This is a genomic window from Streptomyces sp. NPDC021080, assembly GCF_044333225.1.
GTDB lineage: Bacteria > Actinomycetota > Actinomycetes > Streptomycetales > Streptomycetaceae > Streptomyces.
Genome location: NZ_JBIRQM010000024.1, coordinates 21,926 through 38,669 on the forward strand (window position 1 = coordinate 21,926; position 16,744 = coordinate 38,669).

16 protein-coding genes and 2 pseudogenes are annotated in these 16,744 nt (G+C 70.4%); 8 read left to right on the forward strand and 10 right to left on the reverse strand.

What is annotated here, in order from left to right:
• Positions 1–428: 428 nt before the first annotated feature.
• Both ACH4S8_RS39840 and ACH4S8_RS39845 read right to left on the reverse strand, forming a co-directional pair.
• Positions 429–806 (reverse strand): hypothetical protein, encoded by a 378-nt coding sequence (locus ACH4S8_RS39840; protein ID WP_398403262.1) that lies wholly within the window; start codon positions 804–806, stop codon positions 429–431.
• A 273-nt stretch (positions 807–1,079) separates the two neighbouring features.
• Complete coding sequence (locus ACH4S8_RS39845) at positions 1,080–1,493, reverse strand: DUF4345 domain-containing protein (RefSeq protein ID WP_398403264.1); 414 nt, start codon at positions 1,491–1,493, stop codon at positions 1,080–1,082.
• Positions 1,494–1,583: 90 nt separating this feature from the next.
• Here ACH4S8_RS39845 and ACH4S8_RS39850 point away from each other — a divergent pair, with 90 nt between their 5' ends.
• Complete coding sequence (locus ACH4S8_RS39850; RefSeq protein WP_398403266.1) at positions 1,584–2,213, forward strand: TetR/AcrR family transcriptional regulator; 630 nt, start codon at positions 1,584–1,586, stop codon at positions 2,211–2,213.
• 451 nt (positions 2,214–2,664) lie between these two features.
• Here the strand turns inward: ACH4S8_RS39850 and ACH4S8_RS39855 are convergent, their stop codons facing one another.
• Positions 2,665–2,847, reverse strand: a complete 183-nt coding sequence (locus tag ACH4S8_RS39855; protein WP_398403268.1) for a hypothetical protein — start codon at positions 2,845–2,847, stop codon at positions 2,665–2,667.
• Positions 2,848–3,184: 337 nt separating this feature from the next.
• On the opposite strand from ACH4S8_RS39855, the pseudogene ACH4S8_RS39860 reads away from it, so the two are divergent.
• Positions 3,185–3,244: pseudogene (locus tag ACH4S8_RS39860) on the forward strand (hypothetical protein); the annotation flags it as partial.
• A 239-nt stretch (positions 3,245–3,483) separates the two neighbouring features.
• Here ACH4S8_RS39860 and ACH4S8_RS39865 read toward each other — a convergent pair.
• Positions 3,484–3,669 (reverse strand): annotated as a pseudogene (locus tag ACH4S8_RS39865) (transposase); the annotation flags it as partial.
• A 684-nt stretch (positions 3,670–4,353) separates the two neighbouring features.
• Here ACH4S8_RS39865 and ACH4S8_RS39870 point away from each other — a divergent pair.
• From ACH4S8_RS39870 to ACH4S8_RS39885, 4 genes are all read left to right on the forward strand, one after another.
• Positions 4,354–4,938: a dihydrofolate reductase family protein gene (locus tag ACH4S8_RS39870; protein ID WP_398403270.1), complete on the forward strand. Its 585-nt coding sequence runs from the start codon at positions 4,354–4,356 to the stop codon at positions 4,936–4,938.
• Positions 4,939–4,944: 6 nt separating this feature from the next.
• The gene (locus ACH4S8_RS39875) at positions 4,945–5,286 is read left to right on the forward strand and encodes a YciI family protein (protein ID WP_398403272.1); all 342 of its coding nucleotides are present in this window, start codon (positions 4,945–4,947) and stop codon (positions 5,284–5,286) included.
• Positions 5,283–6,485: an RNA polymerase sigma factor gene (locus ACH4S8_RS39880; RefSeq protein WP_398403274.1), complete on the forward strand. Its 1,203-nt coding sequence runs from the start codon at positions 5,283–5,285 to the stop codon at positions 6,483–6,485. Before ACH4S8_RS39875 ends, ACH4S8_RS39880 begins: the two co-directional genes overlap by 4 nt.
• Positions 6,486–6,781: 296 nt before the next feature.
• Complete coding sequence (locus ACH4S8_RS39885; protein WP_398403276.1) at positions 6,782–7,162, forward strand: VOC family protein; 381 nt, start codon at positions 6,782–6,784, stop codon at positions 7,160–7,162.
• Positions 7,163–7,267: 105 nt separating this feature from the next.
• On the opposite strand, the gene ACH4S8_RS39890 is transcribed toward ACH4S8_RS39885, so the two are convergent.
• A complete protein-coding gene (locus tag ACH4S8_RS39890) occupies positions 7,268–8,464 on the reverse strand; it encodes an FAD-dependent oxidoreductase (protein WP_398403278.1) in 1,197 nt (398 codons plus the stop codon).
• Positions 8,465–8,884: 420 nt separating this feature from the next.
• Between ACH4S8_RS39890 and ACH4S8_RS39895 the strand changes: the two genes are divergently transcribed.
• A complete protein-coding gene (locus ACH4S8_RS39895) occupies positions 8,885–9,394 on the forward strand; it encodes a helix-turn-helix domain-containing protein (protein WP_398403280.1) in 510 nt (169 codons plus the stop codon).
• A gap of 116 nt (positions 9,395–9,510) precedes the next feature.
• Here ACH4S8_RS39895 and ACH4S8_RS39900 read toward each other — a convergent pair whose 3' ends face one another.
• From ACH4S8_RS39900 to ACH4S8_RS39915, 4 genes are all read right to left on the reverse strand, one after another.
• Entirely contained in the window at positions 9,511–10,227 is a 717-nt protein-coding gene (locus tag ACH4S8_RS39900; protein WP_398403282.1) for a tryptophan 2,3-dioxygenase family protein, read from the reverse strand.
• Positions 10,227–11,468 carry a pyridoxal phosphate-dependent aminotransferase gene (locus tag ACH4S8_RS39905; protein WP_398403284.1) on the reverse strand — a complete coding sequence of 414 codons (1,242 nt, stop codon included), beginning with the start codon at positions 11,466–11,468 and terminating at the stop codon, positions 10,227–10,229. Before ACH4S8_RS39905 ends, ACH4S8_RS39900 begins: the two co-directional genes overlap by 1 nt.
• Positions 11,469–11,540: 72 nt before the next feature.
• Entirely contained in the window at positions 11,541–12,299 is a 759-nt protein-coding gene (locus ACH4S8_RS39910; protein WP_398403286.1) for an SDR family NAD(P)-dependent oxidoreductase, read from the reverse strand.
• Positions 12,292–13,083, reverse strand: coding sequence for a thioesterase II family protein (locus ACH4S8_RS39915; protein ID WP_398403288.1), 792 nt, complete (start codon positions 13,081–13,083; stop codon positions 12,292–12,294). The genes ACH4S8_RS39910 and ACH4S8_RS39915 overlap by 8 nt, the downstream gene beginning before the upstream one ends.
• A gap of 174 nt (positions 13,084–13,257) precedes the next feature.
• Between ACH4S8_RS39915 and ACH4S8_RS39920 the strand changes: the two genes are divergently transcribed.
• Positions 13,258–14,499, forward strand: coding sequence for a cytochrome P450 (locus tag ACH4S8_RS39920; protein WP_398403290.1), 1,242 nt, complete (start codon positions 13,258–13,260; stop codon positions 14,497–14,499).
• A gap of 75 nt (positions 14,500–14,574) precedes the next feature.
• Here the strand turns inward: ACH4S8_RS39920 and ACH4S8_RS39925 are convergent, their stop codons facing one another.
• Complete coding sequence (locus ACH4S8_RS39925; protein WP_398403292.1) at positions 14,575–16,587, reverse strand: amino acid adenylation domain-containing protein; 2,013 nt, start codon at positions 16,585–16,587, stop codon at positions 14,575–14,577.
• Positions 16,588–16,744: the final 157 nt, after the last annotated feature.

A 16,744-nucleotide genomic window follows, 5' to 3' on the forward strand; every position in this document is an offset into this window, starting at 1 on the left:
GCCACCGGCGCTCGAGCCCGGCCCCTGTGGCCCCGGCGTCGGACATCGGACATCGGACCGCGGAGAGACGATCCGTCAGTGGGCGAGGACCGTGCCGGCCAGGGGCACAGGGGTGGCGGTTCCGCCGAGCTCGGCAGCCCGTTGCGGCGCCGCCGGTGAAGGCCCACGGTGACGGCCGGGCCGCGAGCGGAGCCGCGGCACGGGCCTCGGTCACGGGCAGTCCGTGACCGAGGCCCCGCTTTGCACGGCCCGCCCATTCTTGCTACGCCTCATGTCGAGGTCTTTCGCGACCCGGGATCTCGAACAGGTGCTGTACTTCGTCGCGGAAGAAGCACACGCTCGGGCCGTCCTCGGCAATCAGCAGGGCTTCGGCTCCGGCGAAGAGCCGGTCGACGTGCCCGACGTCCGGTGCCCGCGACCGCCCCGGACTACCGGCCAGTGTCCTGGTACGGGGAGGCGCAGTAGTCGACGTGGTCGATGACCACGCACGCCGTGAAGAGAACGATCGGATTGCTCTGGATGTCGGCGGTTTCGGTGCACAGGCCGTTGCCCCTGGAGTCATACAGCGTCTGGGGGTCCCCAACCTTGCGGTAGTAGCGGACGGCGACCCCGTATCCGTCCGGGTAGGTGTCGCAGACCCTGACAGCGCCGTTCGCGCCGTAGGACACAGCCTTGGCACGCGTGTGAGCGCCGTAGGCGACTATGGAGGTGCGGTCGGCGGCCTGCGCCGGCACCGACAGCACCAGCGCGCCTAACAGAGCCGCACCGGCGGTCAGCGCACAACTAGTCTTCCGATACCTGATCATGATCTTCCCTTTCTCGTCGGCCCGTCGGGCCTGAGAATCCCGCGCGGCGTGTGCCGCCGGGCTTGGCTGGTCCGGCCGCATTTTGCTGCCGGACATCAAGCTTTTCGGCCGCGAAACTCTGTCCTGGAGGACCAGGACATCGCCGGGTCTGGCAGCGACGAGGTCGGCTGCCGGCGACGGCCACCCGATTCCCCGCGCTGCGCCACCGCCCGAATTGCTCGACAAGTACGGCCGACAGGCATCTGCGCCCCGGCTCGTCGCCTCGACGCGCGTTCACAGTCCTGCCGTCGCCGTTTTCACCTCGCTCCGCTGGGTGCGCTCTTCCGCGTCGGCCAGCCAGAACAGGATCGGGGGCAGGCCGAGCTCAATCGCCGCAAGCACGATCTGAAACCACTGCGGCCAGCCGTGCACGGCGAGGGAGAGCAGTCGGCCCATGCCGCCCAACAGGAATACGCCGGCCAACCAGCGCACCACCCGAGCCGGGATCGGCCGCTGCTGGGCGGCCCACAGCCACGCCAGCCCGTAGCCGACGAAGCTTGCCCCCATGAACCGACCCCAGCTGTCGACCGTCGTGCCGGCAGAAGCCGCTCCGGGGATCGCCGCGTTGCCAAGGACCACGTGGTACAGCCCGATCGCCACGCTGGACCAGCCCATCAACCGTGTGAGTGTGTGCAGAGCCCTTGCCATGATTCCTCCGAGCCGTCCCGGTGGAGCTTAGTTGACATGTGTCTACTAGACTGGATGTGCTAGTGGACACATGTCAAGTAGTCTTGGTCCGTGCCTCCCCGCCAACGACTCAGCCCCACCGACCGCCGTGCCCAGCTGCTCGCCGTCGGCGCGCGACTCTTCGCCGCTCACCCGTACGACGAGGTCCTGATGGAGGAGATCGCCGAAGAGGCGGGCGTCTCCCGAGCCCTGCTCTACCGTCACTTCTCCAGCAAGCACGTCCTCTTCGCAGCCGTGTACCAGCAGGCCGCGGACCAGCTGCTCGCCGAGACGCGGCTCGACCCCGCCGACTCTCTGGTGGATCAGCTCGTCCAGGGGATGGACGTCCATCTCGACTACTTCGTGGAGAACCGCCACGCCGTCCTCGCCGCGAACCGTGTTCTCGCGGGCGACCCCGTGATCCAGACGATCATGACGAACGAGCTGGACGCACTGCGCACACGGCTGCTGGCCGTACTCCCCCTCGCGGACGAGAGCGCCAGGGAGACCGTGTCCAGCGTGCTGAAAAGCTGGCTCGTCTTCGTCCAGGTCCTCTGTGTCGACTGGCTCACCCACGAGACCTGCACCCGCACGCAGTTGCGTGACGTCTGCATCGGCGCGGTCCTCGGCGCGCTCCGCCCGCTGCTCTCCCAGGACCAGGCCCTCGACCGGCCGCCGGAGCGGCCCGACGCGGACACATAGGGGCACCGTAAGCCCAGGGTGTGCAGCCCGGCAGGAGGACGACGCTCCCTCCGTCCGACCGCATCACGTAACGCGCCGCTCTGCCGGTCCTTCAAGGACCAGGAAAAGACCGCACCCAACTACCTCGGGTTTGACAGAGTCCGTTCCGGGGGCATGCGGTCATGTCCGCTGGAGTGGTGCACTGACGGCCACCCGGTGATCTCCTCTCTCCTTGTTCAGCCGTTCCTGCGGATTGTTGGGGCCGAAGCCGACAGTCAAGGCGACGGCGAAGAGAGAAGCCCTCAGAATTCGCTGACCTGATGAAACGTGGCTCACGACAGGCGCAGATCCCGCGTTGAGACACTGACACCGCCTTGCTGAGGGGAACAAAGACGGTGACCAGGAAGGCGGCACGGAACCCTTTCAGTGCCTGCCTCAGACATTCGGTATCCAGTTGGCTGGGATGACGGCCTTAGCTGTCGGTGTGGAAGTTCGCCGGGATGATGGCCGGCACGCCGTCGCTGTGGAAGTTCGCCGGGGTGACGGCCGCGATGCGGTCCCGGTGCTGGTTGACCGCGGCGACTGCCGGCGCAGCAGCGATGGTGGCAACGACACCGACTGCAACGGCTGCTGTGGCCAGCCGAGAGATCTTCATCCTGACTCCTGTGTGGGTGCGAATCTTCGTCCATGTCGATCAAGCCCCTAGCCGCTCAGGCTGTCGTCGAACTCGAGGTACGTACGCGTCCCCTGCGTGACCCGAGGCTCGGTTCCGCAGACGTCCGGCGTCACCGGAACTTCCGTTCCCCCAATGCATTCGTGACGCTACGTCAGCCCGCCGGGATCCTCGGTTGATCGCGGCGACTTGGCGGATGACATCCATTCTTGGGGTGCGATCCCCGAGACGGATGTCGCACCCCGACGCAATGAGCGAAACTTGCCTTCATGGCGCGTACGTCGGCGGATTCTGAACTGAGCCTCATGGACAGCGGCTGGTGGCCGCGCTGCAGCGGGACGGCCGCCTCACCGCGGAGCCGGCGGCCCACGTGCTGGGGCTCAGCTCCGCCACCGTGCGCCGCCGCCTGCACGCGCTCGGCGCCGACGGCACCGTGCGCGTGTCGACGAGCAGGTGTTGCTTGATGGCTCTGACCTTCTTGGCGCCGTCGTGCCCGTGCAGGCCGCCGTGTTCCTTGGCCCGAATGCTCAGGCAGTCCATGATGGCCGCGGTGGGAGTGGGACCACGGTCGAACTGCACACGTTCGTGCTCGTGCAGCACCGTCAGCATCCGCTCCCACACGCGTTCTTGCTGCCATCGCCGCCAGTGGTGGGCGACGGTCTGCCGTGGCGGCAGGTCATGCGGCAGCAGTCTCCAGGCGCAGTCGGCCCGCAGCCAGTGCGTCAGCGCCTTGAGGATCTCCCGCCGCGTGTGTTTTGCCGGCCGGCCACCGGACCTGACCGCCGGAACCAGCGGACAGCCCACGGACCCAGGACCTCATCCCACCGGCTGATGCCGACGTCCTGGAAGTCGCTTCCAGCAGGCCGGCGTCCACGAGGCGGCCTGGCGCTCTGGTGTTCAAGCACTACGGCGCCCCGGCTCGCACCGCCGAGGCCCCCGCTCTCACGCTCCTCGCCCGGCACGGCGCTCTGGCTCAACGGCCTCTTGGCCGCCGCCCCTGAGCGCCGGCCGGCGTGGACCGCGTAAAACGCGGTCCACGCCGAACCCGTGCCCGCCGGTCAGCAGAACTCACCAGAGCAGGAGGATCCCCATCGTGACCGTCGCCCTCCGTCCCCATCGCGTCGAAGCCGTACCGCGCCGGCGCCGCCGCGGTCGAGCATCTCAGCCTGGTCGCATCGCAGTGTCGGCATGAGGCGCGGACCTGCGGCAGCGCGGGCACGGACAGCGGGATACCGGCGCGCTCCGTGTCCCGCTCCACGCCGACCGCGTTTGCCCCGCGGCGCGAATTGCCCGACTTCGCGGTGCTGCAGATGCGCGGCACGGCTTCTGGGACCTCCGGGCGTCATCCGCTGCGGCTGCGGGGCATTTCCGCGCATGATGATCTCGCTGAGAAAAGATTCGGCGCCCGTGTCGATTTCGCGGATGGCTCTTCGTGTAGGGGGTGAAACGGGCCACGGAAGAGCGGTCCGCCGAAGCAAGGAGGATGCTGTGCGCCAGGTCAACGCCACGCTGTCCATCACTCTCGACGGGGTCGTCCAAGGCCTGGGCCGTCCGGATGAGGACACCCGCGGTGGCTTCACTCACGGGGGCTGGGGCGGCACGTACAACGACCAGGTCATGGGCATGGAGATGGGCAAGAGCATGTCCAAGCCCACGGACATGCTGTTCGGACACCGGACCTGGACGGACTTCATCACCGCCTGGGGCACCCGCACGGACGACAACCCGTTCACTGCGCACATGAACGCGGCGACCAAGTACGTCTGCTCCAGAACCCTGGAGAACGCGGACGCCTGGCAGAACTCGAGCCTGCTGAAGGGCAACGCCACCGAGACGGTGGCCAAGCTCAAGGAGGAGGACGGCAAGGACCTGACGATCATCGGCAGCGCCATGCTCGTCCGCGAGCTGCACGCCGCCGGCCTCGTCGACACCTACCAGCTGCTGATCCACCCGCTCACCCTGGGAACCGGCATGCGGCTCTTCGAGGGCCCTGCCCCGCTGACCGAGTTCGAGCTCACCGACAGCGTCACCACCACCAAGGGCGTGATCATCGCCCGCTACTCCCGCAAGTAGGCATCCATGGCGAAGTACCTGCTCTCGATCTACCAACCCGAAGGCAAGGCAGACCCCGAGGCCATGGAAAAGATCAAGGCCGATCTGCACCAGCTCAACGAGGAACTCCGCGAAAGCGGCTCTTGGGTGTTCACCGGCGGCCTGCATGCGCCCAGCACGGCCACGGTCGTGCGCAGCGACGGCATGCTGACCGACGGTCCCTACGTCGAAGGCAAGGAGTTCGTCGGAGGGATCTGGGTGATCACCGCACCCGACCTGGACGCCGCGCTGGCGTGGGGTCGCAAGGCGGCCGCCGCGACCACGCTTCCGATCGAGGTCCGCCCGTTCCAGGACGTCGAACCGTATTGAGTCCCACACCGCAGGACATCGCGGCCGTGTTCCGCGCCGAGTACGGCAGAGCCGTTGCCGTACTCGTGCGCAGGCTCGGCGACATTAGCGCGGCCGAGGACGCCGTCGCTGAAGCGTTCGCGGTTGCCCTGCGACGCTGGCCGGTCGACGGCATGCCGCCCAGCCCGGCCGGCTGGATCATCACCACCGCCCGCAACCGGGCCGTCGACGAGCTGCGCCGCGAATCGCTGCGTGCGCACAAGCACGCCGAGGCCCAGCGACTCCACGGCCCGGACGACCGAGAAGAGGAAGGACCCGTGCGCGACGACCGTCTTCGGCTGGTGTTCACCTGCTGCCACCCGGCTCTGGCGGTCCCCGCGCAAGTGGCGCTCACGCTGCGCCTTCTCGGCGGTCTCACCACGCCTGAGATCGCCCGCGCCTTCCTCGTGCCCGAGCCGACGATGGCACAGCGCATCGTCCGGGCGAAGGCGAAGATCCGCGACGCCAAGATCCCCTACCGGGTGCCCCGGGATGCCGATCTGCCCGAGCGCCTGGGGGCGGTGCTCGCCGTGCTCTACCTGATCTTCAACGAGGGCTACGTCGCCACCTCCGGCGCCGAACTGGCCCGCGCCGAGCTGTGCGCCGAGGCGATCCGACTGGCCCGGCTGCTGGTCGAACTCATGCCTGACGAGCCGGAGGCCGCAGGACTGCTCGCGCTGATGCTGCTGATCGAGGCCCGCCGCGGCACCCGCACCGACCAGGACGGCAACCTTGTCCGGCTGCCCGACCAGGACCGCTCCCGCTGGAACGCCGACCTGGTCGCCGAGGGCCGCGCGATCGTCCGCGCCTGCCTTCGTCGCAACCAGCCCGGCCGCTACCAGATCCTGGCCGCGATCAACGCCGTGCACACCGACCCCGTCACCGACTGGACCCAGATCCTCGCGCTGTACGACCAGCTCGCGCACTTCGACGCCGGCCCGGTGGTCGCACTTCACCGCGCGGTCGCACTCGCCGAGGTCCAGGGCGCGGCAGCGGCACTGCGGGTCGTCGATGACCTGGATCTCGGGAACTACTACCTGTTCCACGCGATCCGCGGTGACCTCCTCGCCCGCCTCGGACGAACCGGCGAAGCCGTGCAGGCCCTGGACGCCGCGGCCCAACTCACCGGGAACGAGCCGGAACGCACCTTCCTGATCGCCAGGCGCAACGGACTCGGTTGAGCCGACCGCCCCCTCGGCAACTGCTCACCCTCACGCTCGGCGTTGCAGGGCCGCCACCACGGAAGCCGATGCCGCCCTGGGCGTGGTCCGGCCGGCATGGCCCAGTGAACCTTTTCCGACCTGCCGATGGCGCCCGCGCAAATCCGCTGCGTCGGCGAGCAGGCCATGGCCGTCCTGAAAGGCCGGCGTCCGCTCCGCGAGCTCCGCTGCAGCAGGAAAAGGCGTCCGCAGGACCTGGCTCGAACTGATCGAATCAACTCATGCGGGCCACCGCAGGGACATATAGGGTCCCCATCATGAGTCTGACGCCACGGTTAATCGTCCCGGATCCCGACACCGCCGCGACCTACTACCAGAAGGCCATGGGCGCCGAGGAAGTCTTCCGCGCCCAGGACGACAACGGCCGCGTGATGGTCGTCGTCCTGCAGATCGGTGATTCCCCGCTCTCCCTGTCCCCGGCAGTGCCCGAGTGGGGCTGGCTCTCGCCCGACGACGTCGGCGGCTCCCCGGTCCTCCTGGAGGCGGAGTTCACCGACCAGGACGCCGTCGCCGAGCGCATGGTCGCCGGAGGCGGCACGGTGGTCGTACCGGTGGAGAACCGCCCGTACGGCAAACGGGAGGGACGTCTCCGCGACCCGTTCGGTCACTTGTGGATCGTCACCGGCCCCCTGCGCTGAGACACCGGCACCGCTTCTCGCGGGGTCGCGACCCCGCGAGAAGCGGTGGCAGGAGGTCCTCAGACGGTGGCAGGGGTCCTCAGGCCCGTTGCGCCCGCGTGCGTCTCACTCAACCTGCTCGGGCCACGGCGAAGGCCGGTAGGAATAGGCCTCGGTGCCCTTGCGCACCCCTTGCTTGATGGCGACCGGCAGCATCAGGTCGCGTATCACCCGGGTGATCCACCGGTCGGGGGTCATCACCGCCCCCGTCTGCCGGGCCTGCTTCGCCATCGCGGCGACCCGGTCCCGCCGGGACTCCTCGAACGCGGTGAACGCCTGCGGCGCGGTCGGGTGTTCGCGCAGCGCCAGGGCGAGTTCGTAGGCGTCCTCCATGGCGAGCGCGGCACCCGCCCCCAGGTGCGGGGCCACCGCGTGCGCGGCGTCCCCCAGCACCACGGCGCTCCCCCGGTGCCACGTGACCAGGGGCGGCACCTCGTGGACCGGCCACCGGCCGACCGGTCCGGCGGAGGCGTTCAGGATGCCCCGGATCACGGCGGGGTCGGGACGGTGCCGGTCGGCCAGCGCGGCCACCCACCGCGCGTCGTCGATCTCGGCGAGTTCGGCGAAGGTGCGTTCACGGGTCTCCTGGTGGTTCTCGAACCACCACACGACACCGGGCGACACCACCTGGTACCCGAAGAACCCGCGCAGGCCGAAAACCATGTGGAACCGGCCGTCCACGGGGAGTTCCACGGCGTCGATCTCCGACCTGCCCCCGGATCCGACCACCTCGGTATAGGCGGGCCGGGGCGCGTCGGGGAGCAGCAGGCGGCGCGTGGCGGAGTTCACGCCGTCGCACCCCAGCACGATGTCGGCCTCGGCGGACGTGCCGTCCTCGAAGCCGATGCGCCAGCGGCCGTCGCCGCTCTCGTCCAGCGCGACGAGGCGCTTGGCGGTATGCAGTTTCACCCCGTCGCCGGTGGCCGCCTCGCGCAGGGCGCCGCTGAGCTCGCCGCGCATGATGTTCGTGGTGCGTTCCGGGTTCTGCGCGAGCTCCCGGCCTTTGTGGTTGGCGAAGTCGATGGACGTCGCCACGAAGCCCTGTTCGAGGATCCGGTCGGCCAGACCCAGGCGCTCCAGTACGGCGCGTCCGTTCGGAGCGAGGTTGAGGAATGAGCCGACGTCCTGGGCCCGGCGCACGTACGCCTCGTACAGGTCCACCTCGAAGCCCAGTCTCACCAGGCACAGGGACAGCAGGGATCCGGTGATGCCGGCGCCGACGACGGCAACCTGTCGGCGCGGAGTGCTGTTCTCGTTCTTCATCACGTGCTCCTGATCATGACCGCGGTCAGAGGCTTCGGACGGTCGGCCCCTGTACGAGGTCTCTTGCCGATCACCGGGTGGTCCCACGCGACCATGTCGTGCTCCTTTCGCCGCCCTGCCGCAGGCCGACCCGTGGCTCAGGCCGGAATCGAGCCCCCGTCGAGGCGGAATCCACCCGGAACCGGCCTGGAATCGAGACCCGGCAGGATCGCCGTCACGGGCCGGTGACGACGTCACCTGGGGAACCGGCATCGAAGCCAGGCAGCAGCAGAACGATTCCTTCGCGTCCCGGACCAGCTCCGGCAACACCGCCGGCTGACACTCCGACGGCAGCCCGGCCGGACGCGCACCTGCCCCGGCGACGCCACCGGCCCCCCGCACACCAGCGTCCGCTTGTCATCAGAATCGGGGGTCACGACCATGGCCACGCTCGTTCACAAGCACGAAGTCACGTTTCTTCGCTGGCCGGTACAGAGCCACGAACGAGACCGACTGCGCGAGGCGGGGCTGCCGTGCCTGCTGGTCCTGGAAGGCCAGACGGCACCGCCGAACGACATCTCGCCCACCGAGGACTGGGTGCGCCCGCCGGTGGCCCGCCTCGACCTGGCGGCCCGCGTCCACACCTTGCAGCGGCGCACCGGAACCGACTTCATGCCCGCGCTGGATCCGACCGGAGTGCTCTACTACGGCGGACAGTCGGTGCCCATGTCCGATGCGCAGAGCGAGATGATGCGATGTTTCCTGGCCGACTTCGGCCATCTCGTCCGCCGGGACAGGCTGAAGAAGGCCCTGAGCCGCATCAACAACGAGGCGGTCACCAGTAACGCGATAGACCTGCACATCATGCGGCTGCGCCAGCGGCTGTACGGCGTCCGTCTGAGCCTGCGCACGGTATGGGGCCGGGGCTACATCCTGGAGGCGGCCGACTGAACCGATCGGCCCCGGAACGCGAAGTGTCCGGCCCCTGCGGAAAGGGGCCGGACACTTCGCGTGCGCGTCGCGGGTTTCTTCCGCGTGCGCGGGCCGGAGCACCGCTTGCGCAGCGGTCAGCCCGCCTGCCGGCGCCGCCGCTCGTGCACCTTGCCGCGCAGTTCGTGAAGTTCGGTGAACGGCAGCGTGGCACGGTCCATGAGGTGCGCCGCTCCCGGGGTGCCGGCGGTGCCCGGCTGCTCCCCGATCATCTTCGTCACCAGGCCCACGTGCCCGATCTTCCACTGGAAATAGCCGTTGCCGACCCTGAGCATCGCCTCGACGACCCGGTGGAACGGACCCGCCGCCACGCCCGCTCCGACGATCTCCTCCAGGTCGGCGCCGATGCGCTCCAGCCCGGAGCGGAAGGCCAGGAACAGCGACCCGGAACGGCTGGCACTGCCCAGCACCCGCTCCAGTTCGTGGGCCTGACTGGACTGGGCACCGCTGGCCGTGCCGAGGTACTGCCGGAAGCGGACGAAGTCCTCCAGCGGCAGCCGTTCGAGCGCGATGAGCTGCTCGTGCAGCAGGCGCAGCAGTTCACCGGCCCGGTAGAGCAGATCGACCGACCGTTCGAGGTCGGTGGTGGTCATCGTCAGGAAGTTGCCCTCCACGGCGGCCAGGTCGCCGAGGATCTGCTTCAGCCACAGCTCACAGGTCTGGTGGCTGACGATGAAGAACTGCTCGGAGAGCACGGTGGTGAGGTCCGCGGCGTCGTCGGGTGTGCGCGGCTCCTGGAGTTTGAGCAGGTCGTCGAGTTTCAGGTAGGCGGCATAGGTCACCTCTGTCCGCATCACTGTTCCCTCTTCTCGCGGACCAGGCCGATCAGGCGCTCCACCCCGGTGGCGAGTTGCCCGCGGTCGACGCAGAACGCGATCCGGACCATGCCGGACGCGACACCGCCGGGCTTCAGCGGTCGCATCGAGCCGTCCGGGGCGAACTCGGGCCGTGCGGAGAACCCGCTGCCGGGAACGACCACGACGTCGTGGTGGAGCATGAGTTCGGCGCTGAACTCCTCGCCGGTCAGGCCGGTGGAGGAGATGTCGGCCATGGCGTACCAGCCGCCGCCGGGCAGTGCGGGCAGCAGCCCTTCGGTGACCAGCGGGGACAGCGCGGCGTCCCGGTTTCCCCGTACGAAGTCGTGATTGCCGACGAGCGCTCCCGACGTGTCCAGGGCGGCCAGCCCGGCGTACTGGACGGGCGCGGAGGGCGCGATGATGCAGGACTCCTGCACCGGGCGCATGGCAGCGGCGATCCTGGGCTGCGAGACCGCGACGTAACCGAGCCGGTAGCCGGTCATCGCCAATCCCTTGGAGAAGGTGAAGACGCTGTTGACGATGCGTTCCGGTGCGGGGCGGTCGCGCTCCAGGGCGGCGATCGACAGGTGAGGGCCGAAGAAGGCGAAGTCCTCATAGGCCTCGTCGCTGATGATCTGCCAGCCGTGCTCGTCGGCGATCTCGTAGAGGGTTCGCTGCAGCGGGAGGCCGATGACCGCGCCCGTGGGGTTCGACGGGGTGTTGAGCAGCAGCACCCGTGTCGCGGGGGTGGCCATCTGCCTGATCGACTCGGGGTCGGGCGCGAAGTGTTCGTCGAGCTTGTAGAACACCGGGCGGAATCCGGCGAGCAGGACCTGTTGCAGGTGCACGGGCCAGTGGATCTCCGGCACCAGGATCTCCGCTCCCGAGTCGGCGAGCGTGCGCATCAGCGCGCTGAGCCCCTGGCACGACCCGGGGGTGACGAAGAGCCGGGAGGGTTCGGTGTCGATGTGGTTGACGGTGTCGAGCTTGTCCACGAGACGCTCGCGGAGCTCCATGAGCCCCTGCACGTCGATGTAGCGGGCCCGGCCGTCCACGGCGGCGGCGGCGAATTCCTTGGCGACGGAGTCCGGCGGGCTGAAGGCGGGCTCACCCACGTGCAGCTTGATCAGACCGGGGCGCTCGCGTTCACGCTCGTTGGCGAGCCGGAAGGACTCGTACAGCCAGGAGGAGGGGATCGCCGAGGCCCGGGCGAACCAGGGTGGAGCTGTCTGCGTCATCTGATGCATGCCTTTCCGCTGGTGGCAGGACTGGCCGGGTCGAGCCGGCCAGGTGGTCTCCTGGGGTGTGGCTCACGCCGCTCGTCCGCCGTCCACGGCCACCAGGGATCCTGTGACCCAGGACGAGGTCCCGGGGTCGACGAGGTGGCACACCCAGGCCGCCACCTCCGAGGCAAGGCCGAACCGTCCCATGGGGGTGCCGGCCACGATCCCCTCGCGCAGGGCGTCCGCGCCCTCGCCGGCCGCCAGGTCCCACAGACCCGTGTCGACCGGACCGGGCAGCACCGCGTTGACCCGGACCTCGGGCGCCAGTTCCACCGCCAGCGACCTGGTCAGGGAGTTCAGAGCGGCCTTGCTGGCCCCGTAGAAGGACCGGGACGGCATCGCCAGGACGCCGCCGACGGAGGAGACGTTGACCACGCAGCCCCGGGTGCTGCGCAGCATGGGCAACAGCGCCCGGATCAGCAGGGCCGGAGCCACCAGGTTGGTGTCGACCATCCCCCGCAGGTCCGCCTCGGTGGCGTCCTCCAGACGGTCGAAGACCGCGTGTCCCGCGTTGTTGACCAACGCGTCGACGCCTCCGAGCACTTCCCCGGCTCGCTGCGCGATCCGCGCGGCGGAGTCGGGGGCCGTGACGTCCACGGCGTACGGCACGGCGGTGCCCCCTTTGCCGGCTCCCGCCTTCGCCGTCACCTCCGCCAGCCGGTCGGCCTGTCTGCCGACCGCGAGGACGTCGGCGCCCAGCCCGGCGGCGCGGGCGACCACGGCGGCCCCGATGCCCGATCCGCCGCCGGTGACGACCAGCCGCAGGCCCTCCCAAGAACTACTCATGCGCCGTACTACCTCCCTTCGCGTGGACCGGAACCCTCCGTGCGAGGTCCGCGAGCAGGCTCGCGGGGTTGTCGAAGACGTGGAAGTGGGCTCCGGATCTGATGTCGACACTCGCGTTCCCGGTGGTGAGCCGGCTCCAGTGACGGCCGGCGCGGACCGGCACGAGGGGGTCCCCCCGGGCCATGCAGGCGTGCACGTCGCAGGTGAGCAGAACCGGGTTCGGGGAGCCGAGGTAGCGCTCGTGCGCGCCGATGTCCGCGCGCATCGCGGGGAGCACCAGATCACGGATCTCGGCCTCGGCCGTGATGGCGGAGTCGATGCCCCCCAGTGCGACCAGCCGCTCCCAGAGCTCCTCGTCGGGCAAGAGGTGTTCGTCGCGAGGGGGCCGGGCCGGGTCTCCGGGAGCCCAGGCGGAGGAGGCGACGAGCAGGACGACGTCGATGCCGGCCGCGGGGCAGCGGTGGGCCACCTCGCAGGCGACGGCCGAGCCGAAGCTGTGGCCGAAGAGCAGCAGGTCGGCCGGCGGCAGCCGGGTCAGGTCGGCGACGATCTCCTCGGCGATCGCGCCGACCTCCTGCCTCGGCGGCTCCGCCAGCCGGTCGCCGTGCCCGGGGTACTGCGCGGCGCACAGCTCCACCGCGGTCCCGGGGAACGCGGCAGGCAGTGGGGCGCGCCAGCAGGCGAAGCTCTCCGCGCGGCCGCCGGAGTGCGGCAGCGCGAGCAGCCGGAGCCCGGGACGCGAAGTGCCCGTCACCGTGCGCACCGATCCGCGACGCAAGCTCATGGACGATCTCCCCTTCCCCGCCTGGGACTTGAGAATCGCACGCACGCCGGGGGCCGCCGCCGAATCCTTCATCATTCATTCAGCACTGCCTCGGACGCTGGTGCGGGAGGTGAGGATCGGGGAGAGAAGTTCACCCCGTGCAGGCCCGGTGCCCGGGCCGAAAGGAGTCTTCCGGTGGTCTCCTCCGGCAACTCCGCCGTCTTCGGCGGCCCGTACGACGACGCCTCCGGCGCGGCTCTCGACCTCGCCGACCCGGCCTGCTTCGTCGAGCACGACCCGTACGCGTACTGGGAGCGGATGCGCCGCAGCGAACCGGTGCGATGGCATCCCCCGGTGGGAGAGCGCCCCGGGTTCTGGGCGGTGGCCCGACACCGGGACGTCCAGAGCTGCTACATGGACGCGGCCCGGCTGAGTTCGGCGCGGGGCACGGTGCTGGACGTCCTGCTGCGCGGCGGCGACTCGGCCGGCGGCCGGATGCTGGCGGTGATGGACCGACCCCGCCACCGCGAACTGCGCCAAGTGATGCTGCGCGCCTTCTCGCCACGGGTCCTCGGGCACGTGGAGGACGCCGTGCGGCGGCGGGCCGACGCCCTGGTGACGGCCGTGGTCGGTGCGGGCGAGGCCGACGCGGCCCACGACATCGCCGAGCACCTGCCGATCAACACGGTGTGCGACCTGCTGGAACTGCCCGCCTCCGACCGGCCCCTGCTGCTCGAGTGGAACAAGCGCGCGCTGTCGTCCGAGAGCGCCGAGGACGACCCCTTCGACGCGCTGGAGGCCCGCAACGAGATCCTGTCCTACTTCGTGGACGTGGTCCGCGAGCGCCGCCGCCGGCCCGGCGAGGACGTGATCAGCATGATCGCCGACGCCCGGGTCGGGGACGAGCCGATGACGGAGGACGATCTCGCTCTCAACTGCTACAGCCTGATCCTGGGGGGCGACGAGTCCACCCGGGTGACCATGATCGGCGCACTGCACGCCCTGGGCACCCACGAGGAGCAGTGGCGTCGGCTGCACACCGGCGAGGTGACGGTGAAATCGGCGGTGGAGGAGGTGCTCCGCTGGGTGACCCCGGCCATGCACTTCGCCCGCACAGCCACCGCCGACCTGCGCATCGGCCCCGCCGAGGTGTCGGCGGGCGACATCGTCACCCTGTGGAACATCTCGGCCAACAACGACCCGACCGTCTTCGCGCAGCCCCGCCGCTTCGACGTCGGCAGGGAGCACAACCCTCACCTCGCCCTCGGGCACGGGCCCCACTTCTGCCTGGGGGCCTTCCTCGGCCGGCTGGAGCTCTCCGCCGTTTTGGACTCCCTGGTCCGGCGAGTGCACCGGATCGAGATCCTCCGGGAACCGCCCCGCCTCTACTCCAACTTCCTGTTCGGGCACAGCGCCCTGCACCTGCGGCTCGACTGAGCCACGGCCGGGCCCCTTCCTCCTGCTCCCCGGGAAGGGGCCCGGCCGGCGCGGATCTCCGCGGCCCGCGCCGCCTCAGTTCGCGGCCAGCAGACCGCCCAGCTCCGCCATGGTGGGCCGCTCGAAAATAGCCCGCACCGACAGGCTCATCCCCCAGTCGTCCCGTACGGCCTTGGCGAGACGCACCGCCAGCACCGAGTGCCCGCCGCGGTCGAAGAAGTTGTCGTCCGGCGCGACCGCGGGCACCTCCAGCACCCTGGCGGCCAGTTCACACAGCGCAGCCACCGGGTCGGACCGGTCGAAGGCGCGAGCGGACCCGCCGGACACCGTCGCGGCACTCGCACCGCCGGATTCCGCGGTGGACGGCGACGAAGCGGCCCGGCGTTCCAGGACGCGCCGGTCGATCTTGCCGTTGCCGGTCATCGGCAGGGACGCCACCACCTCGACGCGAGCGGGCACCATGTGCGCCGGCAACCGCTCGGCGAGCCGTCGGCGCAGTTCCTCCGCCAGGCCGTCGACCGGGTACGCGTCGGGCACCACGAAGGCGACCAGGCGCGCCGAGTCCACCTCACCGGTGACGACCACTGCCCCGAGCCGGACCCCGTCGCAGGACTCCAGCGCCGTCTCCACCTCGCCCAGTTCGACCCGAAAACCCCGCAGCTTGATCTGGCGGTCGGCGCGGCCGGTGAAGAAGAGCGAGCCGTGCTTGTCCAGGTACCCGAGGTCGCCGGAGCGGTACATCCGGCTCCCGGGGCCGCCGTGCGGGTCCGCGACGAAGCGCTCCGCCGTCAGAGCGGGCCGGTTGAGGTATCCGAGGGCTTCTCCCCGGCCCACCAGGTAGAGCTCTCCCTCCTCTCCCGGCAGGCAGGACCGAAGGCCGACGTCGAGCACCCGGACCTCGTTGCCCGGCCACGGCTCCCCGATGCTGACCGGCTCGCCCGGCCGCACCGGACCCGCCATGGTCACCCCCACGGTCATCTCGGTGGGCCCGTACCCGTTGAACATGCGCCGGCCAGGCGCCCACCGGGCCACCAGCGCCTGGGTGCAGGAGTCCCCGGTGGAGAGCACCACCCCACCGGGCAGGACGCCGTCCGGGTCGGTGGCGGTCAGCGCGACCGGGGGCAGCACCGCGTGGCTGATCCGCCGGTCGATCAGGGTGCGGCGCAGTTCCTCGCCGGGCAGTACGGCGCGGTCGTCGGTGAGCACCAGGGTGGCCCCCGACAGCAGGGCGAGTGTCAGGTCCCAGAATCCGGCGTCGAAGTTGAACGAGGCCCACTGCAGCACCCGGTCACCGGGGCCGGGGCCGATCCACAGGCGCTGCGTCTCGGCGAGCGCCGCCATGCCCGCGTGCGGGATCACCACGCCCTTGGGTGTTCCGGTGGAGCCGGAGGTGTAGATGACGTACGCGGTGTCCTCGGCGTGCAGCGGCCGGCGCCGCTCCGCGTCGGTGACCGGCCCGACCGGACCGGGAGATGGGTCGGGGGCGGCCAGGTCGAGGGTTTCCAGTCCGGTGACGTCCACCGGCGGGGGGCCGGTGTGCAGCAGGATCCGCAGCCCCGCGTCGGCAGCCATGTGGCGTGTCAGCGCGGCGGGGTAGCCGGGGTCCAGGGGGACGTAACCCGCTCCGGCGGTCGTCACGGCGAGTGCCGCCGCCACCTGGTCGGTTCCGCGGGGCACGCAGATCCCGACGAGGTCGCCGGGGCCGAGTCCGGTCGCGATCAGCCGCCGGGCCAGCCGGTTCACCCGGTGTGCGAGTTCGCCGTACGTCAGTGTGGTGCTCTCGCTCTCGACCGCGGTCCGTTCGCGGTGCTCGGCCACCGTCCGTTCGAAGAGCACGGGAAGGGTTTCGGAGCCGGAGGTGGCAGAAGCGGCAGGGGCGGCGGGCCCGGCCGCCGCGGGCAGGCGCAGGCGCACGTCCGGCCAGACGCGTTCGACGTGGGCGCGCGCCCGCTCCAGTGAGGTCGCGGGCAGTTCCGTCCGCCATCCGGCGGGGGCCGGCAGCCGGGCGGGCCACAGCGATCGCTGGCCGCGCCGGTTGCACAGGACCAGGTAGCTCTCGTCCGGGTCTTCGAAGGGGTTGGCTGGCATCGAGCGACCTCCTGTGTGACGGTGCCGCCGGATGGGTCCGGCGCCCCGCGGGGCGCCGCGCGCGACACAGGTACCCCCACCCTGACGCGGGCGGGGGCAGGGCCCGCGTGGCCGGAAAGGAACGTGAAGGTCCTCTCAGCTTTCTTTCAGCGGCGCC